General features: G+C 43.3%; 20 protein-coding genes. 8 read left to right on the top strand and 12 right to left on the bottom strand.

Translation table 11 applies throughout. From position 1 onward, the window contains the following. Positions 1-25 precede the first annotated feature (25 nt). The 5 genes from B0O44_RS06220 to B0O44_RS06200 all read right to left on the bottom strand — a co-directional run bounded on the left by B0O44_RS06220 (position 26) and on the right by B0O44_RS06200 (position 7,404). Positions 26-2,617 (bottom strand): phosphoenolpyruvate carboxylase, encoded by a 2,592-nt coding sequence (locus tag B0O44_RS06220; protein WP_110828234.1) that lies wholly within the window; start codon positions 2,615-2,617, stop codon positions 26-28. Positions 2,618-2,861: 244 nt separating this feature from the next. Beyond that, the gene (locus B0O44_RS06215; RefSeq protein WP_110828232.1) at positions 2,862-4,409 is read right to left on the bottom strand and encodes a DHA2 family efflux MFS transporter permease subunit; all 1,548 of its coding nucleotides are present in this window, start codon (positions 4,407-4,409) and stop codon (positions 2,862-2,864) included. 3 nt (positions 4,410-4,412) lie between these two features. Then, positions 4,413-5,456 carry an HlyD family secretion protein gene (locus B0O44_RS06210; RefSeq protein ID WP_110828230.1) on the bottom strand — a complete coding sequence of 348 codons (1,044 nt, stop codon included), beginning with the start codon at positions 5,454-5,456 and terminating at the stop codon, positions 4,413-4,415. A gap of 11 nt (positions 5,457-5,467) precedes the next feature. Continuing rightward, positions 5,468-6,787 (bottom strand): TolC family protein, encoded by a 1,320-nt coding sequence (locus tag B0O44_RS06205; protein ID WP_110828228.1) that lies wholly within the window; start codon positions 6,785-6,787, stop codon positions 5,468-5,470. Continuing rightward, on the bottom strand, positions 6,784-7,404 hold the full coding sequence (locus B0O44_RS06200) for a TetR/AcrR family transcriptional regulator (RefSeq protein WP_110828225.1): 621 nt from the start codon (positions 7,402-7,404) through the stop codon (positions 6,784-6,786). Before B0O44_RS06200 ends, B0O44_RS06205 begins: the two co-directional genes overlap by 4 nt. A gap of 212 nt (positions 7,405-7,616) precedes the next feature. Between B0O44_RS06200 and B0O44_RS06195 the strand changes: the two genes are divergently transcribed. Genes B0O44_RS06195 through B0O44_RS06185 form a run of 3 tightly spaced genes read left to right on the top strand, consistent with a single transcriptional unit; the run spans position 7,617 to position 10,920 of the window. Next, on the top strand, positions 7,617-10,133 hold the full coding sequence (locus B0O44_RS06195) for a glycoside hydrolase family 9 protein (RefSeq protein ID WP_211321325.1): 2,517 nt from the start codon (positions 7,617-7,619) through the stop codon (positions 10,131-10,133). A 38-nt stretch (positions 10,134-10,171) separates the two neighbouring features. Then, positions 10,172-10,354: a hypothetical protein gene (locus B0O44_RS06190; RefSeq protein ID WP_110828220.1), complete on the top strand. Its 183-nt coding sequence runs from the start codon at positions 10,172-10,174 to the stop codon at positions 10,352-10,354. Between the two features lie 5 nt (positions 10,355-10,359). After that, the gene (locus B0O44_RS06185) at positions 10,360-10,920 is read left to right on the top strand and encodes a DUF2911 domain-containing protein (RefSeq protein ID WP_110828217.1); all 561 of its coding nucleotides are present in this window, start codon (positions 10,360-10,362) and stop codon (positions 10,918-10,920) included. Positions 10,921-11,166: 246 nt separating this feature from the next. Here the strand turns inward: B0O44_RS06185 and B0O44_RS06175 are convergent, their stop codons facing one another. The 4 genes from B0O44_RS06175 to B0O44_RS06160 all read right to left on the bottom strand — a co-directional run bounded on the left by B0O44_RS06175 (position 11,167) and on the right by B0O44_RS06160 (position 13,089). Beyond that, positions 11,167-11,652 (bottom strand): hypothetical protein, encoded by a 486-nt coding sequence (locus B0O44_RS06175; protein ID WP_110828213.1) that lies wholly within the window; start codon positions 11,650-11,652, stop codon positions 11,167-11,169. Further along, entirely contained in the window at positions 11,649-12,230 is a 582-nt protein-coding gene (locus tag B0O44_RS06170; protein WP_110828211.1) for an RNA polymerase sigma factor, read from the bottom strand. Before B0O44_RS06170 ends, B0O44_RS06175 begins: the two co-directional genes overlap by 4 nt. 52 nt (positions 12,231-12,282) lie before the next feature. Next, entirely contained in the window at positions 12,283-12,609 is a 327-nt protein-coding gene (locus B0O44_RS06165) for a DMT family transporter (RefSeq protein ID WP_110828209.1), read from the bottom strand. A gap of 123 nt (positions 12,610-12,732) precedes the next feature. Beyond that, complete coding sequence (locus tag B0O44_RS06160) at positions 12,733-13,089, bottom strand: DUF6249 domain-containing protein (RefSeq protein ID WP_110828207.1); 357 nt, start codon at positions 13,087-13,089, stop codon at positions 12,733-12,735. Positions 13,090-13,230: 141 nt separating this feature from the next. Here B0O44_RS06160 and B0O44_RS06155 point away from each other — a divergent pair, with 141 nt between their 5' ends. Next, positions 13,231-13,797, top strand: coding sequence for a Crp/Fnr family transcriptional regulator (locus tag B0O44_RS06155; protein WP_110829162.1), 567 nt, complete (start codon positions 13,231-13,233; stop codon positions 13,795-13,797). A gap of 3 nt (positions 13,798-13,800) precedes the next feature. Here the strand turns inward: B0O44_RS06155 and B0O44_RS06150 are convergent, their stop codons facing one another. From B0O44_RS06150 to B0O44_RS06140, 3 genes are read right to left on the bottom strand one after another with little or no spacing between them, the layout of a single operon-like run. Continuing rightward, a complete protein-coding gene (locus B0O44_RS06150) occupies positions 13,801-14,184 on the bottom strand; it encodes a hotdog fold thioesterase (protein WP_245943605.1) in 384 nt (127 codons plus the stop codon). A 38-nt stretch (positions 14,185-14,222) separates the two neighbouring features. After that, entirely contained in the window at positions 14,223-14,729 is a 507-nt protein-coding gene (locus B0O44_RS06145) for a DinB family protein (RefSeq protein ID WP_110828203.1), read from the bottom strand. Then, positions 14,698-15,924, bottom strand: coding sequence for a sensor histidine kinase (locus tag B0O44_RS06140; protein ID WP_110828201.1), 1,227 nt, complete (start codon positions 15,922-15,924; stop codon positions 14,698-14,700). The genes B0O44_RS06145 and B0O44_RS06140 overlap by 32 nt, the downstream gene beginning before the upstream one ends. Positions 15,925-16,011: 87 nt before the next feature. Between B0O44_RS06140 and gltX the strand changes: the two genes are divergently transcribed. The 4 genes from gltX (at position 16,012) to B0O44_RS06120 (ending at position 23,263) form a co-directional block, all read left to right on the top strand. Then, on the top strand, positions 16,012-17,520 hold the full coding sequence (gltX, locus tag B0O44_RS06135; protein WP_110828199.1) for a glutamate--tRNA ligase: 1,509 nt from the start codon (positions 16,012-16,014) through the stop codon (positions 17,518-17,520). Between the two features lie 10 nt (positions 17,521-17,530). After that, entirely contained in the window at positions 17,531-18,370 is an 840-nt protein-coding gene (gene ypfJ, locus B0O44_RS06130) for a KPN_02809 family neutral zinc metallopeptidase (protein ID WP_110828197.1), read from the top strand. 183 nt (positions 18,371-18,553) lie between these two features. Continuing rightward, positions 18,554-19,675, top strand: a complete 1,122-nt coding sequence (locus tag B0O44_RS06125; RefSeq protein WP_110828194.1) for a hybrid sensor histidine kinase/response regulator — start codon at positions 18,554-18,556, stop codon at positions 19,673-19,675. Between the two features lie 12 nt (positions 19,676-19,687). Beyond that, positions 19,688-23,263: a response regulator gene (locus tag B0O44_RS06120; RefSeq protein WP_110829160.1), complete on the top strand. Its 3,576-nt coding sequence runs from the start codon at positions 19,688-19,690 to the stop codon at positions 23,261-23,263. Positions 23,264-23,265 lie beyond the last annotated feature (2 nt).

Below are 23,265 nucleotides of genomic sequence, written 5' to 3'. Positions count from 1 at the left end.
GCCTTTTTTAATGGATTTGAAAGATTTAAGCCAGGTTCCGGCCAGCATTTACAATACCGTAAACGGTTCTGATGGCCAGTTTTTCGTAGGACTGTCTTTCCTGATCAGAAAGGTTCTCCTGTGAAAGGTGTCCTAAAGCATAATGCTGAATCAATACCAGCGGCAATACAATTTTCTCCCTGACGGCAATAGAACGCTTTTCAACAGGATAATTTTCCATAAGGGACTCCTGTCCTGATAATTTTAAAAGCATGGCTTTAGAGCGCTCAAATTCATCGTGGAGTATTTTCCAGAAAGCACCAAATTGCTCATCATTTGCAAAATGGGCCGTAATGGAAAAATCGGATTTGCTCATGGACATCATGCAATTGTCTATAATGGTTTTAAAATAACCCGATTGGTGATAGGTTTGCTGAAGATTTGCCCAATTGCCCTTTTTTTCCTGATTTTCCAGGGCAGTTCCAACCCCATAAAAACCGGGAATACTTTGTTTCAACTGACTCCAGGCCGTTACAAAACTGATGGCCCTTAAATCTTCAAGTTTTAATGGCCCCCCGGCATTTCTTTTTACAGGGCGGCTGCTGATGTTAATTTTTGACAAGAGGGTCAAAGGAGAAAACTTCTCCAGGTAACTTAAAAATAAAGGGTGGTTGCGCAGGGCAACAAAAGCCTGGTAACTGTCTTCTGCCATAACGTCGAGAATGTCTTTATGTACAGGGTCCAGCAGCACGTTATGTTTTTCGCGGATCCCTGAGGATATGCCGGCATTGATCAACTGGGCAATATTAAATTCAGCACTGTCAATGGACCCATACTGGGAACTGATGGTTTGTCCCTGTATGGTCAGCTGGATGTTTTTATTGGCAATTTCCCTGCCCATAGAGGCATAAAAACGATGGGTTTTACCGCCACCCCTGGCCGGAGGGCCACCTCTGCCATCAAAAAAGGCCAGTCTGATGTTGTGCTCATCGGCTTTTTTGGTCAAGGCGACTTTGGCATTAAAAATAGACCAGTTGGCCATTAAATATCCACCATCTTTGGTGCTGTCTGAAAAACCAAGCATAATGTCCTGTTTATTTCCCCTTCTTTCCAGGTGTTTGCGGTAAAAAGGATGGGAATAAAGCGTTTCCATAATTTCTGAGGCGTCTTCCAGGTCATTTACAGTTTCAAACAAAGGCACAAAATCCATCTTCAGGTCTTGTTCTTCCCAGCCATTCCAGAGAAAAAGTTCCAGAAGCTGCAGGATGTCACTGGCCTGCTGGCAATTGCTAATGATGAAACGGTGGCAGGCCAGTTCACCGTTGCTGCTTTGGATCTCCCTGATTTCAGAAATGGTCTGAAGGGTGTCCTGTAACAACTCCTCAGGAGGGCTATCGTAGTTGATTTTTGCGCTTTTAAAGGTCAGCAGGGCAATTTTTTCTTTTTCACCGAGTTCGTCATAGTTTTCAGGAAAAAATGCTTTCACGGGCTTATTCTGACGGCAGAAGGCATGGACCCTTCTCAGTACCCTGCTGTCCTGCCGGATGTCCAGGGACGCAAAATAATTGCCATAAAGCTTTACTTTTCTGATCAGGTCATCGACCAGATTTACAAAAAGCCCGTCGTGGTCCTCAAGTAAAGTGTCCTTAATTTTTTGCAGGTTGTCCAGCAGTACTGTTGAGATATCTTGATAAGGGCTATTGCTGTCAAATGCATTTTTGTACAATACATCATGGACCATGGAGATGGTATCCTCGACTCCCCTGAAAGTGATTCGTCTTTTCAGGTTTCTGAAATCCCGGTAATAACAACGAAATAAAATTTGCCGCAACATTTTTGCAACCTGTATGGTATTGTCGGCGTGTACATTTGGATTGCCGTCGCGGTCACCACCAGGCCAGAAGCCAAGTTCAATAACTTTTCTGGATTCCATCTGGAACTCTTGGAGACTCTGATCCACTTCGGCCTGGATCTGGGCTGCAGCAAAATAGAATACATTTTCCAGATACCAGGCCAGGCTTAAAGCCTCATCTACAGGAGTTGGTGATTTTTTATTGAAAAAAGGTGTTTTTCCTAATTGCTGCAGCAGTTCATTAATGGTCAGAATATCGTTCCGTTTAATGGCTGCAGTCAGGTCGGTGATGATGGACAAAACCGCCCCGGGATAAAACTGGGTCGGGTGTGCCGTTAGAACCAGTCGCAGGGAAAAATCCTGGATCAGCTGTTCAATTTTGTGGCTCAGTACCTCATTGTCTACCCCTTTGGAAAGGTAAGAATGCAAGGAGCTCTGGTCGTCCATGGTGTTGAGCTTTTGAAAGGAGGCATCTTCTACGGCGTCGAACAGGACCACCTGGCGTTCTATATACTGGATAAAGCGGAACAAAAGATCCATAATATCCTTTTCGCTATTGTTTTGTGCGTATTTGTTAAAGAAGGCAGGTATGATCTCTCTGGATGCCTGCTTTGCTTTTACACCCTCCTCACAATGCTTAATGAACAAGGGCAGTAAGGTGCCCGTGTCCTTAACTTTGTAAAATGGAAGGGTTAGGAATAAGCTATTATACAGTTCGAACCTGGAAACGACTTCGTTATTGAAGATGGCTTCTTTTTGTCCGGTAGCTTTCTGTTTCTGTATCATGATTAAAGGCTATTTTTTTCGAGCTTAATCTAGCAAAAATGATTAACATAGGCGCTATAAAACAGAATATTATTTGGTTAAAAAAAAAAGAAAAAAATCCTAACTTGCTTTTGTTAAAGGTTAATCAAATCTTTTAAAAAGCATGTGTCGGCTTAATTATGAGTGGGTTAGCGCTCAGCCGGCAGTTAATTGTTATTTTTTTGGAATAGAAAAGCCGTTAAGATCTCTTAACGGCTTTTCTATTTTAATGCACATCAGCAGGGATGTCGACATTCTTTTTGAACTTTTGTAAAAAGACAAGGGGAATAGAGCAAAGCAGGATCAATCCCACAACCCAATACGCATCACTATAGGTTAACAATAAGGCCTGTTTGGTCACTGTACCATCAATCGCTTTGGCTGCCATGGATTTTGCATCGATCAAATTGTATCCTTTTGCAAGGAAGTTGTTGATGTAAGCATTAAACCTGGTGGTAAATGCAGGGTTATAGTCATTGATGTTAGACAAAAGATTGCTCCGGTGGAAACCCTGACGTGTATGGATCAGGGTCGTAAGGGCCGCAATTCCGAAAGATCCACCAAGCTGTCTCATCATATTGTTTAAACCAGATCCCTGGCCAACTTCTGCACCTTTCAAATCCTGTATGGCTAAAGTGGTCAGCGGGACAAAAAGCAGGGCCATCCCGATACCCCGGATCACCAGGGGCAGGAAAAAGTCTCCGGTCCCCGAGGAAAGGGTTGATTTGCTTAGCATGCTGCAAAACACAAAAAACAAAAACATACCCATGGAGGCCATAAACTGCGCCGGAATCCCTTTTTTAAGGAACATCCCGATAAACGGCATCATTACAATGGTGCAAAGTCCGCCCGGAAACAGAAGTTCCCCGGTTTGCAATGGAGAGAAACCCAGCAGGTTCTGACAGAATACCGGAAAGACAAACACCGAACCATATAAACCAAAACCGAGAATAAAGGAGGTAAACATCCCAATGGAGAAACTCCGGTGCCTCATGATTTTGAAATTTACGATTGGATGGTCCGTTGACATTTCCCTCCAGATGAACAGCAAGAGGCCGAAAACGGAGGTCACAGCCAATACCGTAATGTATGGTGTGGCAAACCAGTCTTCACTTTCTCCTTTTTCTAAAACCGTTTGAAGGCTGCCCACCGCAATGGCCAGTAAGGCAATACCCCACCAGTCCACAGGGAGTCCCTGCCCATCTTTGGGCGTCTTTCGAATATAGGTATAGGTACAGTAGGCGGCGAGGATCCCGACAGGAATGTTTACATAAAAAATCCATGGCCAGGAGCTGATGTCCAGTATGTATCCTCCTATGGTTGGTCCAACGGTCGGCCCGACGACCGCACCAAGGCCAAACAAGGCTGTTGCAATACCGATATCTTCACGGGGCCAGGTTTCAATTAATATGGCCTGGGCGGTGGAGATCAGGCCACCGCCAGCTATACCCTGTATAATTCTGAATAAAACCAGTTCTCCCAAAGAAGTTGCATTTCCGCAAAGGAAAGAAGCGATGGTAAAAAGAATAATGGAGGTTAAAAAATAATTTTTCCGGCCGAAGCGGCTGCCCAACCACCCTGACATGGGAAGGACAATCACGTTCGCAACGGCGTAACCAGTAGATAACCAGGCCACATCCTCAAGAGTTGCACCCAGGTTACCTTGTATCTGTGGTAATGCTACGTTTACAATCGTGGTATCAATCAGCTCCAGCAAGGAAGCTGTGATCACGGTAAAGGTAATAATCCACTTTTTTAAACCCTGTTCGGCCATTTTTTAGTCTTTTATAGAAACAGATACTTTGACGCTCATTCCAGGACGGATTTTATCCATCATGGCTTTTGAAGCTTTTGTTATTTTAATTTTCACAGGAATACGCTGTACCACTTTTACGAAGTTTCCGGTTGCATTATCAGGAGGCAGTAAGGAACCCTTTGCGCCGGTAATCGGAGAGAAATTATAAACCACACCTTCGATATCTTCATTTGGATAGGCATCCACATCAATTTTAACCTTTAACCCTGCACGTACATTTTCCAATTGTGTCTCTTTAAAATTAGCCGTTACATACAGGCTGTTTTCGTTTACAATAGAAAATAAAGACTGACCGGCCTGAACCAGCTGGCCTTTTTGTACATTCTTTTTGGAAACAATCCCCGTTGCAGGAGCCTTAATTTCTGTATAGGACAATTGTAGCTTGGCAAAATCTACATCGCTTTGGCGCTGGGTGACACCGGTGCTACTCACGGCAAGCTGTGACTTGGTTGTTCCAACCTGTTTAACAGCCGCATTGTATTGGTCATTTGCAGCAGTAAAGGCGGCCTGAGCAGTTTCCTTCTGGGCTTTGGCCTGATCAAACTGCTGTTGGGTAATAGAGCCATCTTTTACCAGGTTGGCGTAACGATCATAATCCTTCTGTGCGAGGTTTAATTTAACTCTGGCAGATTCAATGTTTGATCTTGCTGTGCTGGTGTTGGCTGCGGTAGCGGCAATTTCAGATTCAGAAACGTTTACACCTGCGCTTGCCCCTTTTTGCCCGGCCTGTGCCTGCTCGAGTTTTACCTTGAAATCGCTGTCATCCAGTTTCACCAGGACCTGTCCCTGCGTTACTCGGGTATTTTCTTCAAACAGGATCTCATTCACATAGCCTCCTACACGGGAAACCACAGGACTGATGTCCCCATCAATCTGCGCATCATCGGTATCTACGTGTTTGCTGTAATAAATATATTCTGTGGTCCCAAAAACGGCACCTATAATTACAAGTACCCCTAAAATGATCGGTACAATTTTATTTTTCTTTTTTACTTCAGTTGTCATCGCTGTTGGTGTTATTGTTGAGAAATTTTTCCTGTTGATTTTAATAAGGTATAATAGGCGAGACCGGCATCTGCTTTAGCCAGTTCGAGGTTAATTTTACTTTGGTACAAAAGGGTCTCTGCATCAATCCTGTCAATCGCAGAAGCCACATTGTTTTTGTATTTGGAGGCCAGTAATTTGTCATTTTCTGTAGCCTGTTCTATGGAAGTTTGTAAGACTTTGATTTTGTCCAGTGCCAAAAGGTATCTCTGGTAGTTGGCATTGATCTCTGTTTTGACCTGGTCCGAAAGGATGTCTTTCTGAATCACAATTCCTTTTTGCTGAACTTTAGACTGGCTTACTTTATTTTTATTGGTCCATAGGGAGCCAAAATTCCAGGAAAGGTTGGCCCCCAGGGTCATTGGAAAGATGAATTCATTTGTACCCGGAATAAAGCTTCCGCTTGGGTTAATATAATAAGCATTTGCAGCCACGCCCAATGTAGGAAGGGTATTGGCTTTAATGGATTTTAAATTTACATCTGCTACTTTATTCTGGATATCCAGTTCCCTCAGTTCCTGTCTGTTGGAAAGCGCCATGTCAATATAGGCTGTAACGGGCTGTATGCTTTTGGAGCCATTGTCTGGTTCAGTGATTTCAATTTCCGTATTTTCGGGCAGGCCTAGCAGTATGTCCAGGTCATAATTGATGATTTTACGGTTGCTTTCCGCTTCCAGATCGGTTAAAGAGATATTGGCTTGCTGCAATTGGAAACGCAAGACGTCATTTTTTGTAACGACCCCCTGTTCAAAAAAACGCTGGGCCTGTTTCAGCTGACTGGCAATGGATTCCAGATTCTGAGCAATGACCTTTTTACTCTGCATGACCTTAAAGAGCGAATAGTAAGTGTTAATTACGGCATAACTAACCTCATCTTTATTTTTATCCGCGTCCAGAAGGGCAACTTGTGTCAGCAGACGGGTAGACTCTTCGGCATATCTTAATTTTCCGCCGCCATACACGAGCTCTTCCACAGCCGCAGTTCCGATAAAGGCGTCGGCGCGTTTTGGCAGATTAATGGGATTTGCGCCACCAATAGATAATTTGTTGGTTGGAATTTCGGCATGGTTGTACATGAAAGAGGCCTTGGCTGTAGGCAGCTTGTTGTCTTTGACCACATTGAGCTGTGCATTGGCTTCATCAATCTTATTTTGCGAGAGTTTTAGGTTTTTGCTGTTTTCTATGCCAAGCCGAACGGCTTCCTGTAAGCTGAGTTTCTTTGTATTCTGAGCGTAGAGCAAGCCTGGAAACAGCAAAACCAGGCCGCTTAATTTGATTGTGTTGTGTATCATTTTTGGGGTGTTAAATACGTTTTTATAAGGTCCTTTAAATGTATAACGAGTCTGTCGGTGATGATTTTGTGATCCTGCGGAATGTTTATGTCTAGTTTTGAACCGGACGTTATTTTGGAAGGGAATACTGCAACATTACTAATGGTTCCCATAACGGTCGCAATCAACATCCTCACATCTACAGATCTGAAACTTCCTTCTTTGATCCCTTCATTAATAATGCCTTCAATAATGTTCATGTTGATGGCAAAAGATTCCCGGATTTTGTTGCACATGTCGGGTCTTTTGTTCAGAGAGAATTCATGATGGATCATCCGGTGAAAAGGAATATTGTTCATGATCCTTTGTGCGTAGTGGTCAATCACCCGGGTCAGCTTTTCAAAATAAGATATTTTGTCTTCATTGATACTCACCAGCTGCAGGTTAAATTCCTTCATGCTGTTGGTCATGACCTCCATAAAGACGCCATCTTTGGAGCCAAAATAATAATTGATCATGGCCATATTGGCCTTTGCTTCTTTTGCAATCTGGCGGGTGGACGTGCCTTCAAAACCCTGTTCAGCAAATAGTTTTTCTGCTGCAGTCAAGATGCTGGTCCTTTTATCTATTTTTTCCATTTGATTTACAAGAGCACAAAACTAATCAATCGATTGATTAGTTTATTAAGTATTTCAGGTTTTTAAGATAATTGACTAAATTCTGACAAGCTTTTGTATTTTTAACTTGCTAACCATAACCTTATTTTGATGAAAATTCTTTAAGCCGGAATTCCTGCTCAACTAAAAGGAGGAGATCCTGCCCGGTAACCATTAAAGACAAATTATAACTTATGAAAAAATTTGTATGCCTTTGTTTTCCAATCCTGATGATTGGGACCCTGTTCTGCGCTTTTCAAATTTCTTCCCCCAAATCACAGGCCATAAATAGCTGGATCAGAATAAATTTGATGGGGTACCAACCTGATGCATCTAAAGTAGCGGTTTGGGTCAGTAAAGAAACTCACTTGCCGGATCATTTCGAGCTGGTGGAGCAGCGAGGAGGTAAGGTGGTGTACCGTTCTACTAGAATTAAAAATTTTGGGAAATATGGCCCTTTTGTTTCTTCCTGCAGGCTTAATTTTACAGAATTTAAGACACCGGGCCGATACCGGATCAGAGTGGGGGACATTTATTCACCGGAACTGATCATTAATGAAGACGTTTACCGTCATACTGCAGATTTTGCCTTAAAATACATGAGACAACAAAGAAGCGGGTATAATCCTTATTTAAAAGACAGTTGTCATACGGGAGACGGATATACCCTATATGGTCCTATGCCTGACAGTACACATATCGATGTCAGCGGAGGCTGGCATGATGCTTCAGATTACCTGCAGTACGCCACAACCTCTGCAAATGCAGTGTATCATTTACTGGCCGCTTATCGTGATTTTCCGGAGGTTTTTGAGGACCATTATAGTGACAATGGTCTGGAAGGTAAAAATGGAAAGGCTGATGTTCTTGATGAAGCCGACTGGGGTTTAAAATGGCTGTTGAAAATGCACCCCAGAAAAAATTGGCTCTTTAACCAGATTGCAGATGACCGGGACCATAAGGGACTCCGTTTACCGACAAAAGATAGTGTTGACTATGGGAAAGGTAAAGAACGTCCGGTTTATTTCGCCAATGGCTTGCCTCAAGGTCTGGGGAAATATAAAAACAGGGCAACAGGCGCGGCATCTGTTGCCGGAAAATTCAGCAGTGCTTTTGCCCTGGGCAGCAAACTCTACCAGGCATATGATATGCCATATGCAGTCCTCCTGGCCGAAAAAGCAAAATCTGCTTATGCTTTTGGCCTGGCAAAACCAGGAACACAGCAAACAGCACCTAACCGCGCGCCTTATTTTTATGAAGAAGACAACTGGACTGATGATATGGAGCTCGCCGCTGCGCAGCTCTATGATTTAAGCGGAGCGAAAAAATACCTGCAGGCGGCAGAAAATTATGCGGACCAGGAACCCGTGACGCCCTGGATGGGAGCCGATACGGCAAGACATTATCAATGGTATCCTTTTCACAATTTTGGGCATTATGAGTTAAGTAAAAAAGGCTATGAAAAAACAACAGTTTATTACCGCAAAGGCCTGGAAAAGGTATGGAATAAAGCAAAGGAGAATGCTTTTTACAGGGGCATCCCCTTTATCTGGTGCTCCAATAACCTGACCGTTTCTTTTACCATTCAGGCTTCATTGTATCAAAAACTGACCGGGGACCAGACTTATGAGGAGCTGGCCCAATCCAATTTTGACTGGTTGTTTGGTTGTAATCCATGGGGGACAAGTATGGTCGTTGGCTTGCCGGAATGGGGAAATACGCCCAAAGACCCGCATTCTGCTTTTACGCACCTGTACAACTATCCGGTAAACGGCGGCTTGGTCGATGGCCCGGTGTATGGAAGCTTATACAAAAACCTTATTGGGATTAAGCTCTACCATCCAGATGAATACGCGGATTTTCAATCCGACCTGGTGGTATACCATGACGATTTTGGAGATTACAGCAGCAATGAACCCACGATGGATGGAACGGCTTCGCTGGTTTATCTTCTGGCTTCTTTTGACCACCGAAAAGCACGGGTTTCTGAAGTGCAGAAAGACCATGGCGCTTTGATCAGGGGAGATACAAAAGAGAAAAAAATTGCCTTGGTCTTTACCGGGGACCAGTACGCTGATGGGGGCATTCAAATTCTGAACACGTTAGAAAAAAGGAGGGTCAAAGCTTCTTTTTTTCTAACCGGTCGCTTTTATGACCGCCCTGAATTCAGGAACCTGATCGGAAAACTGAGAAAAGACGGACACTATCTTGGACCACATTCTGATCAGCATTTGCTGTATTGTGACTGGAAAAACAGGGACAGTTTGCTGCTGGATCAGAACCGCTTTCTTGCAGACTTGAATCAAAACTATAGGGCCATGGCAAAACACGGCATTAGAAAAGAACAGGCCAGGTTTTTCCTGCCCCCTTTTGAATGGTACAATGGGCAGATTGCGGACTGGACAAAACAAGAAGGACTAGTTTTAGTCAATTATACGCCAGGTACCCGCTCAAATGCCGATTATACCTGGACCGAGCCAGGAAAAAAAGAAGTTGGAAGCCAGGAGATTTATACCTCTATACTGGACCGGGAACAAGACAGCCCAAATGGATTGAATGGTTTTATTCTGCTTCTGCATATTGGAACAGACGCCAGACGCATAGATAAATTTTATCCCAGGATTGCTCCGCTGCTCGATCAGCTGCAGAAAAAAGGCTATCGCTTTGTACGGATAAATGAATTGCCCGGGATTTCTAACTTCCAATTTTAAAATAATTCAATACCTTTGAGCCATAAGAATTTATTAAGATGATTAAAGAAGAAAATAAGACAAGTTTTGATTGGGTTTATTACGTTTTAGGCCTGTTTTTTGGAATTCTGACCGGCGCAATTGTTTCTGGTAGTTTTGGTTATTCCTTATTGGGCGGTATCATAGGATTTATTTTCGCTGCAATTTTCCTGAACGGAATTGTAAAGGGGCGTAAATACTAAAAAATATGAAAACCAGAAACCTGATTTTACTGATGGCTTTGTTCGCTTTTGGAGCAAAAGCACAGGAGGTTAAATTCCCTCCACTTGATGGCAGCCCGGCCGATATTGTCTATTATCCACTGAATGCTGCAAAAGTGAAAGCTGGCGAAAACAGCAGTCCGGTTATAAAGGTGGTCTATTCCAGGCCGTCGAAAAAAGGACGTGAAATATTTGGTGTATTGGAACCCTTTGGGAAAATTTACCGCTTGGGAGCCAATGAAAATACCGAAATCCGTTTTTTCAAACCAGTTGTGATTGGTAAAAAGGAAATTGCGGCAGGGACTTACAGTTTATTTGCCATTCCAAATAAAGAGAGCTGGACGTTGATCCTTAATGCCCAGACCGACAGGTGGGGTGCTTATAGCTACAACGAAAATAAAGATGTACTGCGGGTGGAAGTTCCTGTAAAAACGCTTGAAAACGTGATTGAAGCTTTTTCCATTACCTTTGTTCCTCAGACAGATGGCGCAGCCCTGGTTATTGGCTGGGACAAGACCTCTGTTCAGCTTCCAGTTCAGTTTAAATAAAAAAAACAATAGTATAAAAGCCGCCTTCTGACCAATTCAGAAGGCGGCTTTGTCTTTAGGTGCTTTTCAGAAGGCAGGGACGTGGAAATCGAATCCATTATGATCAAGAAAATTGTCCCTGATGAGAGCGGATATTTTTATAAAAATAGGGAATCATTACGGATTCATACCGGACTCATCTGGTTAAAAGGCTCAAAACCGGAAACACCCAGATCCGGTTTTGGCAAAGATTTTTGCAGGAAAGAATTACACTTTTTTTCTTCTGAGAAAACTGTCTAGATAAATCAGTCCAAGCACCACATCTATGAATAGAAAAATATGTATGGAAGTAGGGGTAATGTACTGCTGCAGGTCAATGTTCATTTTAAATTTGAATGCAGAGGAATCCCTTGCAGAAAAACTGAAATCACTAGTGGCAAAGGTATACGCCAGCAGGGCCACAATAGAGAGGATAAAGAAAACAGAAATGCCATAGATGATATTTTTGTTTACTTTAGTTTTTAAGGTAAGCGGAGCCGGTTCCAAGGCAACCTGTTCCATTACGTTTCTGGTAAAGGACATAGAAGGTTCATCCAGATCCATAGAACCCATCAGTCGCTGTATCTCCAGCAGCTCCACATACACGGATTTGTAAACCGGATCATTTTCTATTTTGGATGCGGTCTCAGCCTGCTCAGCAGCATCATTAGTCCCATCAATATAGTCCCAGATTTCTTGTTCTATAGCTTTCATATCAACTCCTTAACTTCATCTTTTAACAAAATATTTAACTTTTCTTTTAGCCTGTTTCTGGCCCTGAACAACTTCACCTTTATGGTGTTGCTTTCCATATTCAGTGTCTGTGCAATTTCTTCCAGGCTTTGTTCTCCTTTATAAAACAGCGTAATGATGGCAGCATCATCGGGCATTAAAAGATCTATTGCCTGGTAGAGAAAAGCATAGGCCGATTTTTTTTCCACTGTATTGGCACTATAATCAGAAATTTGATTTTCAATCTGTATAGGGCTGTTCTCTTCATGAATGGAAATGGTATCCAGTTTTTTCTTTCTCAAAAAACTCATGGAGGTGGTATAAGTAATCGTGTACAACCAGGTTGTAAATTTAGAACTGTAAGTAAAAGTGCCCAGGGCCTTATAGGCTTTTACAAAAGTATCCTGGGCAATTTCTTCTGCATCTTCTCTGTTTTTTGCAAAACGAAGCGCCAAAGTAAACACAAAGCGCTGGTGGCGCTTAACCAGTTCGGAGTATACTTGTGTATTTCCCGCCAGTATTTGTGTAATCAGATCTAAGTCGCTTTGCGTTTGCTGCATATCTTTAAGACGCTTCCAACAGAAAGCAGGTTACAGCAAATTAGTTAAAAATTTAATGCGCTGAGCCGGCAAAGAATTTTAATCCTAATATAGAGGCGATTAAGGTGACAATAAAAAAAATGCGCCAGAAATTGGCAGGTTCATTAAAGTAAAATATCCCCACCAAAACGGTTCCCACTGCACCAATACCTGTCCATACGGCATAAGCAGTACCCATAGGGAGGGTTTGGGTGGCTTTATTGAGAAAGAAAAAACTTAGGGTAATAGATATGGCAAAAGCCAGGCTCCATTTTAAGTTGCTGAAATTGTTGGACAACTTTAAGCAGGTGGTAAAACCGACCTCAAAAAGTCCGGCGATAACGAGAATGATCCAGTTCATAAATGTAAATTTTGGGCAAAAATACACCGAACGGGCAAAGAAATTTTTTACATATGTTAAAAAGCGCAAAACCAGGTTGCGCTTTAAGGGTCACCAGACCGTTGTGGATTTGATCCGGAAGGTTTATCCTTCCGGATGGTTGTCTAGCCATTTTTTCTCGATCACATAAGACAGAATCAATCCCAGACCTCCAAAAACACTCAGACAGCCAAAGTATACCGCTACGGCCTGCTCATCTTCCAGTTTGCCCAGCATGCTGGTCAGCATGGCCAAAAGTAAACCAAGTCCAAGTCCTACCATTAATAAACCGAACTTTAAGCTCAGAAAAGGTCTAGGTGCCGAAGGCCGGCTTTTTGCAATTCCCGGATCGATGCCTCTTTCGATCATTGCCATTTTTTCTTTGTTGGACATGTATCTTATCCCGAACACCATAGCTGTTGTACAAACAAACAGCGAAATTGGAATTAATTCTCCTGACATGATATTTTAATTTAAATGTTATACAAAATGTTTAATTATGAACCTGGGTTCTGTATGCTATGACGGCATGTTTTTTAATCAGGTTACAGTCCAGCGTAAAAAAAGATCAAAAGCTTGTTTTATCTTTACAAAAATATTGTTGTGGATCATATCCTGCATAAGATAAAAAGTATTTACCCTTTAAAGGAAAAGTCCCTTGATTTACTGGTTTCGGGGCTTAAGCGGATCGTTTTGCCCAAAAATCACCTGTTGATCCGCTCTGACCGGATTGAAAAATCCCTATATTTTATAGAAAAAGGAATTGCCAGGGCCTATTGTGATGGTAAAGAAAACCAGATTACTTTTTGGTTTGGCCAAGAAGGGGATCTTATTTTTTCCTACAACAGTTATATCAATAAGGCCCCGGGCTATGAAAATATTGTTTTGCTCGAGGACTGCGTTCTTTATGAAATCCGTACTGACGTGCTGGAAGGCTTGTTTTTGGAGCATATTGAACTGGCCAATTGGGGCCGCAAACTGGCCGAGCTGGAGCTGATCCGTACGGAAGAACGTTTCATCAACAGGTTGTTTAAACCTGCAGCAGAGCGGTATGCAGAGCTGATGGAAGAAGATCCTGTTCTGCTCAGAAGAATACAGCTGGGCTATATCGCATCTTATCTGGGGGTTACCCAGGTCACCCTGAGCCGTATCCGGGCAGAGCTGAAATAAGCGTTATTGCGGTTTTGGTATAATGGCCACAGTTAAACGGCTGATACAACTCATTTTCCCTTTATCGGTATAAATTTTAATTTCCCATACATGGGTTTTGGAGCCCAGGTGTAAAGGTTTACAAACTCCTGTTACCAGACCACTTTTGACTGGTCTTAAATGGTTGGCATTGACCTCAAGGCCAACAGCCATATATTTTTCGGAATCTATGCACATAAAAGAGGCCATGCTGCCCAGACTTTCGGCCAGAACCACTGATGCCCCGCCGTGCAGAATGCCGAAGGGCTGGTGGGTCCGCTGATCAACAGGCATAGTGGCCTTCATAAAATCTTCCCCGACCTCCGTAAACTGAATGTCCAGTAAAGCCCCGATATGGTTTTTGGGCATATCGTTTAATTGTGCTGTCGTAAATGTTGAATGCCACATTATAAATATCTTTCTTTAATGATCCTGGTGTGATGAATAAGGTGTCCCGCTATGGTATACAGCAGGGCAAGGACACTGATTTCCCTGTTCGAAGCAGTTCCCCTTCGCTCTAATTCTTTTTCGCTTAAAGAGCGAAAAAGAAACATATTGGCTTTTCTCAGCGTATAGAATTCTTCAGAGAGGCTTTCCAGGCTTCTGTCCTTAAAATGGGCATTGCTGACATAGTCATTTTCTTCAAATCCAGGTTGTCCCTGCTGTTCTGCTCGGGCAAAGGAAAGCAAGCGATAGGTCATGATCCTTTCGGTGTCAATAATATGACCTGTCATTTCTTTTATGGTCCATTTCCCGGGAGCATAGGCGTAGTCTGCTTTTGCATTCAGGCTGGCCAGAAAATCCGGAAAGTCAGTGTTTTGTTTTTCCAGTACTTCCAAGACCTCGCCCTGTTCTACCAGCGCGATATAGCCAGCTACTCCATCATGATATTCTTGTGCTTGTGGTCGGTTCATAAGTTATGCTGCTTTTTAAAATGATTCTAAAAGTGGTCCCTTTGTCAATTTCTGATTCTTTTACAAAGATTTGGCCGCTATGGTAATTTTCAACAATACGCCGGGTCAGAGAAAGGCCCAGCCCCCAGCCACGTTTTCTGGTGGTGAAACCCGGCTGGAATACCGCATCAAATTTTGATCTTGGAATCCCTTTTCCAGTGTCGGTTACATCAATGAAAACCTCTTCCTTGGCCAGGTTTTCAATAATGTTCACCGTGATGCTTCCTTCATTTGCAATGGCATTGGCGGCATTTTTCAATAGATTTTCAATGACCCAGTCAAATAAGGGCACATTGAGCATAGCGCGGACCTGCTCGTCACCGGTAATACTAAAAATGATTTTGTCGGAAGTACGGAGTTTAAAATAATCAATGAAATTGCTGATCACCACAAAAACGACATGATCTTCCAGGATGGGTTTAGACCCGATTTTGGAAAAGCGGTCGGTAATGACCTCCAGTCTTTTGATGTCATTTTCCATTTCCGCAATTAAAGGATCATTTTCGGCTTCAAACCTGGACTTGATGAGTTCTACCCAGGCCATAAGCGAGGAGATCGGAGTACCTAATTGGTGGGCGGTTTCCTTGGCCATACCCACCCATACCTGGTCCTGTTCGGCCTTTCTGGCAGAACTGAAAGCCACATAAGCGGTCAAAAGGAACAGGGCGATCACAGCAAGCTGTATGTAGGGGAAATAACGAAGTTGGGTGAGGGTAAAGGAATCCTTGTAATAAACCAGCATCTTTTTTTCCATATAGGTAATGGGAAGCGGGGGATGCTGCTTTTTCATCCGGTTGAGTTCCCGCTGAAAATAACCCGGATCATAAGTTACCGTTTTTGTTGCGGCATTCTGATAATTGGTTTTGCTACTGTCCAGACGCAAATAAGTCTCTATTTTTGTGCCGGTGGTGTCCGTTAGGATGACCGGAACCGAGCTGCTGATGTTAATGAGCCGCGTCATTTCCATAAACAGCCGGTCATCAAACATCTGGTATGATTTTTCAGTTCCTTTGACCCATAGTTCGAACTGAACCCTTTCTTCACGTTCCATTTTTTTGACAAAAAAATCTGTGTAAAAAACAGAGGCCCCGCCGATTACAACGGCAAAAACCAGTAAAAATAATTTCCAGCGGCGCTTTTTCTCGTATGGGTTCATATGGGTGTTGGCAAATTACAAAATAGCATCCAATAACGCATCAATAGAACGGTAACAGTGTAAAAAATATATCTTTGCAGATAGATTATGGAAAAGAAAGTTAGAGTAAGGTTTGCCCCGAGCCCAACAGGAGGGCTGCATTTGGGCGGAGTGCGTACAGCATTGTTTAACTATTTATTTGCGAAACAGCACCAGGGTACTTTTATCCTGAGGGTAGAGGACACCGATCAGACCAGGTTTGTCCCGGGCGCAGAAGAATATATTGTTTCCTGTCTGGAGTGGTGCGGAATGTCTCCGGACGAAAGCCCTCAAAAGGGCGGAGACTACGGACCTTACCGCCAGAGTGAACGAAAAGCAAGTTACAAACAATATGCAGACCAACTGATCGAAGATGGGTATGCTTATTATGCTTTCGATACTCCGGAAGAACTGGATGCCAAAAGAAAGGAGTTTCCTAATTTTTTATATGGACAGGCGACAAGAATGCAGATGCGCAATTCATTGACCTTACCCGCTCTGGAAGTCCAAAGCCTTCTGGAAAAGGGCGTGCCACATGTGGTACGTATTCTTATCCCCGAAAATGAGCAAGTGTCTTTTATGGACCTGATCCGTGGACATGTTAGTTTTGATACCAATCTTGTGGACGATAAAGTCCTGCTCAAAGCAGACGGAATGCCAACGTATCACCTGGCCGTGGTTGCCGATGACAAAGCAATGGAAATCAGTCACGTGTTTAGGGGAGAAGAATGGCTTCCTTCAGCACCGATTCATATTTTATTATGGCGCTACCTGGGCTGGGAAGATGAAATGCCTCACTGGGTGCATTTGCCATTGATCCTCAAACCTGATGGAAACGGGAAACTGAGTAAACGTGACGGGGACCGTTTGGGTTTCCCTGTTTATGCTCAAAACTGGACGGATCCTAAAACAGGTGACCTCACCAGGGGATTCAAAGAGCTGGGTTTCCTTCCCGAAGCTTTTGTAAACCTTTTGGCCATGCTGGGATGGAATGACGGTACAGATCAGGAACTTTTTTCCATGCAGGACCTGATAGAAAAATTTTCAGTGGAAAGGATCAGTAAGGCGGGGGCCAAATTTGATTTTGAAAAAGCAAAATGGTACAACCACGAATGGATAAAAAAATCAGAACCTTCAGAAATTGCTTCCTTTGTGAAGGCTGAATTTGCACAGAAAGGTGTAGATTTAAAGGAAGATGCTTATCTTCATAAAGTGATTGCATTGGTTAAAGACCGGTGCAATTTATTAACGGATTTTATTTCCCAGAGCAGCTTTTTTTTCCAGACACCGGAAAGTTACGATCTGGATGCGGTAAAGCCGAAGTGGAATGCAGATAAGACCTCTTTTTTTAAGGCATTTACAACCATTGTGGCAGAAAATCTGGATGCTATGGAACTGGAGGCCCGGTTTAAAGAGCTTGTCGCCGTTCAGGGGCTTAAGGCCGGTGAACTGATGCTGCCTTTGCGCATTATGCTGGTCGGAGGTAAATTTGGGCCAGGGGTTTTTGATATCGCGGTTTTGCTGGGAACAGAGGAAACCATACAAAGAATAAATAAGGCATTAGAGGCTTTTAACTAAAAAATAGCTTATGCAATGGTTCGGTAAAGGTAGTGGCAATATAGAAGACCGAAGGGGAATGCGGGGAGGTCCTGTCCTGGGTGGCGGGATTGGTCTGGTGATCATCGTTGTAGGACTTCTTTTCGGTAAAGATTTGACCGGCCTGGTCAGCCAGTTGCCTGCTGGTGCAGGACCACAACAGGAGGTTAAAAAGGGCAGTCCGACAGATGCCGAAGGGAAATTTGTGGATGGTGTGCTGGAATCGACCAACCAGGTATGGGAACAGCAGTTTGCTGCAATGAACAAGACTTATGAAAAACCACCTCTTGTGCTGTTTACCGATGTGGTGGAGTCGGCTTGCGGCAATGCCAGTGCTGCGGTCGGACCTTTTTACTGTCCCGGGGACCATAAAGTCTATATAGATCTTTCTTTTTATAATGAGTTAAAAAACCGGTTTGGAGCGGCCGGTGATTTTGCCCAGGCTTATGTAATTGCCCATGAGGTTGGGCATCATGTGCAAAATCTTTTAGGCATCTCTGAAAAAATAGAGCGCTACAGGAGCCGGCTAAGCGAAAAAGAATACAATAAGCTTTCTGTGAAACTGGAACTTCAAGCCGATTTTCTGGCGGGACTGTGGGCACATCATGCCCAGAACCTGAAAGATTTTAAACTGGAGGAAGGTGATCTGGAAGAAGCCATGAATGCAGCCAATGCGATTGGTGATGATAAATTGCAACAACAGGCCCAGGGCAGGGTTGTTCCCGATGCCTTTACCCATGGTACTTCTGCCCAGCGGATGTATTGGTTCAAAAAAGGTTTTGATACCGGGGATATTAACCAGGGAGATACATTTAAGGCAGGACAACTGTAATCCTGACTTTAAAAAGCCGTGTCTTTAATAATTTTTTGTAAAGGAAATTGTTTAAAGACACGGCTTTATAAAATTAAACCATTTCTTAAAAACAAAATATTCTTATAACTTGTCTATCTTAAAAACTTATAATTGACATACCTTGTGCCCGGAAGCCCTGAAATGTCTTACTTACTTTAAATAATGATCCTAATAGTAGATGATACACCAGAGAACCTAATTTCTCTAAAAAGAGTCCTTGAAACACATAATTTTGAAGTAGACACGGCGTCATCCGGGGAAGAGGCCCTAAAAAAAGTTTTAAAAAACGAATATGTCCTGATTATTCTGGATGTTCAAATGCCAGGAATGGACGGCTTTGAGGTTGCGGAGGCCATTTCGGGTTACAGTAAAGCCAGGGAAACGGCCATCATCTTTTTATCAGCAGCAAATACCGAACTCCGCTTTATTACAAAAGGATATTCATCAGGAGGCCTGGACTACATTACCAAGCCCGTGGATATGGACATCTTACTGCTCAAGGTTAAAACTTTTTACAGGATTTATGAACAGAGCCGTAAACTGATTGAAATCCAGAAAGCCCTACTGGATGAGATTGAATTCAGAAAAAAAGCAGAAAACAAAAAGGACGAGTTCATCAGTATTGCCAGTCATGAACTCAAAACACCACTCACCAGTGTAAAAGGGTATGTACAGCTGCTGGAAAGGAGTATTGACAAGGGTGATATCCCGACAGTGAAAAAACATTTACAGAAAGCGCAAACACAACTGGATAAATTGAATGAACTGATAGCCGACCTGCTCGATATTTCTAAAATAGAAAGTGGTAAACTGAAGTTTAATAAGAAAAATTTCAGGATGGAGGAGTTGCTGGACAGTGTCATTGAAATCATCCACCAGTCCAATCCGGAATTTAAAATCCTGACCATTGGTTCGGCAGACATCGAGATTTATGGTGACGAAATGCGGATCGAACAGGTCATCATTAATTTTTTGACCAACGCGATTAAGTATTCCCCTGGAACCAATGAGATCAGGATCAAACTTCATGTTGAGGGCAACAAGCTTTATCTTGGTGTAAGGGATTATGGAATTGGTATTGATCCCAAAGAACAGGAAAGTGTTTTCGATAAGTTTTTCCGGGTAGAACAAACTGCAATCCAATTCCAGGGCCTGGGGATAGGCTTATACATTTCTGCAGAAATCATCAGGCGGCATGGAGGAGAGGTTGGGGTAAAAAGTACGCCAGGAGAAGGCTCAGAATTCTTTTTTGAAATCCCCTTAAGTGCTCCTGCGGAAAATTAATACAAAATGATCATGCAAAAAACTTTAAAAAATAACCTTCGTATTGGTCTGGGGCTTTCATTGCTGATCCTTTTTATCAGCTCTCTGGCCTCTTACACCAGCATTAAAAACCTGATTAAAAATTCAGAACTGGTGACACACAGCAATGAAGTGATTGCTAATTTGGACAATATTATTTCCACCCTTAAGGATGCAGAAACAGGACAAAGGGGGTATTTATTAACAGGTGACAGGGTTTTTCTGGAACCTTATACAGGGGCAAAAACCACTGCGGTCGATTTGTTGAACGAAGTTGCGGCACAAACCAAGGACAATGCTTTTCAGCAAAAAAATGTCAAAAGCTTAAAAGATATTGTGGAGCGCCGTATGGGGATCCTGGAGCAGACCATCAGTATAAAGGGCCGGGGTGGCAATGTGAGTGTGGCAGAACTACTGAAAGGAAAGGAACAGATGGACAATGCCCGGTCCCTGATCAAGGTGATGAAAGTGGAAGAAAAAAGGCTATTGGAAGAAAGGACGGCAGATTTGAATAAATTGGCGGCCTATACCCCAATGCTTATTCTTTTGGCCGCTTTCCTGGCCGTGTTGATTACCTTTATTTTTTACCGGAAAGTTTCTTCTGATTTTAATGTCAGAACCAGATTGCAACAGGAATTGCAGCATAAAAATGATGAAATCGCTGCACGAATCGAAGTGATTCAGGAGGTGGCCAGTCAGATTTCCAATGGAAATTATCAGGTAAGGTTAAACCAGGAACAGAAAGATGGCCTGGGCAGTTTAACCGGCTATCTGAACACCATGGCCGAGTCCCTGCAATATTCCTTTTCTCTTTTGGCCGATAAGGAATGGCTGCAAAGCAGTATTGCCGGCTTAAATGAGAAAATGGTTGGAGAGAAAGGGGTAAAGGAATTGGCCCTGGATGTGTTGCATTATTCTATAGAAAGAACAGGGAGTTTGGTTGGTGCACTGTACCTTCTGGAAAACAAGGACCTGGTTTTAACAGCGGGTTATGCACTGGAGAAAAACCAACGGACGGAGGTGCTCGCCCTGGGGGCTGGCATTGCCGGTCAGGCTGCTTTGTCCGAAAAACAGATCCTGCTGAGTGACATACCCGACAACGAACTGAGCATCAGTTATGCTACCGGGAGTGTCAAACCCAAAAATATTATTGCCATTCCAATCATCAGAGATGCGGTGCTGGTTGGCGTAATGGAATTGGGCTCCCTACAAACCTATACCCCGCAGCAACTGGATTATTTCAGCAGTAGTTCCTCCAATATCGGAATTGCCATCCACGTGGCGCAGAACAGAAAACGTTTGCAGGAATTCCTGGAGGAGACCCAGGCCCAGGCAGAAGAATTACAGGCCCAGCACAGTGAACTGGAAGGCTTGAATGCCGAGCTGGAAGCCCAGACGCAAAAAGTTCAAACTTCTGAGGAAGAACTCCGAGTGCAGCAGGAAGAATTGCTGCAAAGTAACCAGGAACTGGAAGAAAGAACCAGTTTACTGGAGGAAAGAAATCAGCTCATCCAGGAAAGAAATCTGGAAATTCAACAGAAAGCCCGTCAGTTGGAGCTCAGTACCAAATATAAGTCAGAGTTTTTGGCCAATATGTCCCATGAGCTGCGGACACCTTTAAACTCTATTCTGCTGTTGTCTAAACTGATGTCCGAAAATAAAGAACTGGATAAAGAGTACATCGAATACGCAGAAGTGATCCAGAGTTCAGGCCAGGGACTTTTAGGTTTAATTGATGAGATCCTGGACCTTTCCAAGATAGAAGCAGGTAAAATGAAACTGGAGTTCACAGACGTGAGCATGAAGGAAATTGGAACCGATATGCGCTCCTTGTTTAACCCGATCGCAAAAAATAAAAACCTGGAACTTCTTATAGAAGTTGAGGAAGGGCTGGAACCTCTTCATACCGATAAAATGAGGCTGGAGCAAATTCTTAAAAACCTGCTTTCCAATGCGATTAAATTTACCGGACAAGGTAAGGTTACTTTAACGATATACAAAGGCGAAAAGGACAAAGCGGTTTATTTTAAGGTTTCAGATACCGGTATTGGTATTGCCTCTGATAAACAGCACCTCATTTTTGAGGCTTTCCAACAGGCGGATGGGTCTACCAGGAGAAAATTTGGTGGAACGGGTCTTGGTTTATCGATCAGCCGGGAGCTGGCCAAATTGCTGGGTGGTGAAATTGAGCTGACCAGTAAGGAAAATGTAGGCAGTGAGTTTACGCTCATCTTGCCGCTGAACCAGCAGGAGAAAATTAAAACCGAAAAAGAGCAGGCTGCTTCGGCCCCTTTGTATGTGGAAACCATTCCTGAAGCACTTCCGGAAAGATTTACTGTTTTACAGATCCCACAGGAAGTGGAAGATGACCGGGATCATATTTTACCAGGAGACAGGGTTATCCTGATCATAGAGGACGATACAGCATTTGCCAAAACATTATTGTCCTTTACCCGTAAAAGAAATTATAAAGGCATTGTGGCCGTTCGCGGAGATGCCGGTATTGAAATGGCCAACCATTACCGCCCGCTGGCGATCCTGTTGGACATACAGCTACCGGTTAAAGATGGCTGGCAGGTGATGGAAGAACTTAAGGCCAATCCGTTGACCAGACCTATCCCTGTGCACATCATGTCTTCTATGGAAGTCAAAAAGGAAAGCCTGTTGAAGGGTGCTGTTGATTTTATCAATAAGCCCGTTGCTCTGGAGCATATGCAGAAGATTTTTCAGAAACTGGAACATGCCCTGAGCAAACATCCTAAAAAAGTGCTCATCGTGGAAGAGAACAGGCAGCACGCCGAAGCCCTGAGTTATTTTCTAAGTAATTACCAGATCCAGACCGAGGTTGCAGACAATGTAGATCAGGGTATTGGAGCCTTGAAGAAACAGGAAGTAGACTGTGTGATCCTGGACATGGGGGTGCCGGATAAAAACGCTTACCAGACCCTGGAGACCATTAAAAAGACAGAGGGCCTGGAGAACCTTCCCATTATTATTTTTACCGGTAAAAATCTTTCCAAAGGGGAAGAAAACCGGATCAAGCAATATGCAGATTCCATTGTGGTTAAAACAGCACATTCTTACCAACGGATCCTCGACGAAGCGGGGTTGTTTTTGCATCTTGTGGAGGCAAAGGAAGTGGACCAGAAAAAACCGGCCGCAGAAAAACTGGGCGGCTTGTACGATGTGCTGAGCCATAAGACAGTTCTGATTGCGGACGATGATGTTCGGAACATCTTTTCGCTGACCAAAGCACTCGAACAGCACAAAATGAAGGTGCTGGCGGCAACGGATGGAAAAGAAGCCCTGCAGGTATTGAAAGAGAACCCACTGGTGGATCTGGTGCTGATGGATATGATGATGCCTGAAATGGATGGTTATGAAAGCACGAAAGAGATCCGGAAAATACCAGCCTATAAGAATTTGCCAATTTTGGCCGTAACGGCAAAAGCAATGATGGGTGATCGAGAAAAATGCATTGCGGCCGGTGCCTCGGACTACATTTCCAAACCGGTTGATATTGACCAGCTCATTTCCCTGCTGCGGGTTTGGCTGTATAATAAAGTTTAAAG

It is taken from the genome of Pedobacter nutrimenti (assembly GCF_003208655.1).
Lineage (GTDB): Bacteria > Bacteroidota > Bacteroidia > Sphingobacteriales > Sphingobacteriaceae > Pedobacter > Pedobacter nutrimenti.
This window is presented reverse-complemented; position numbering and strand designations above follow the sequence as displayed.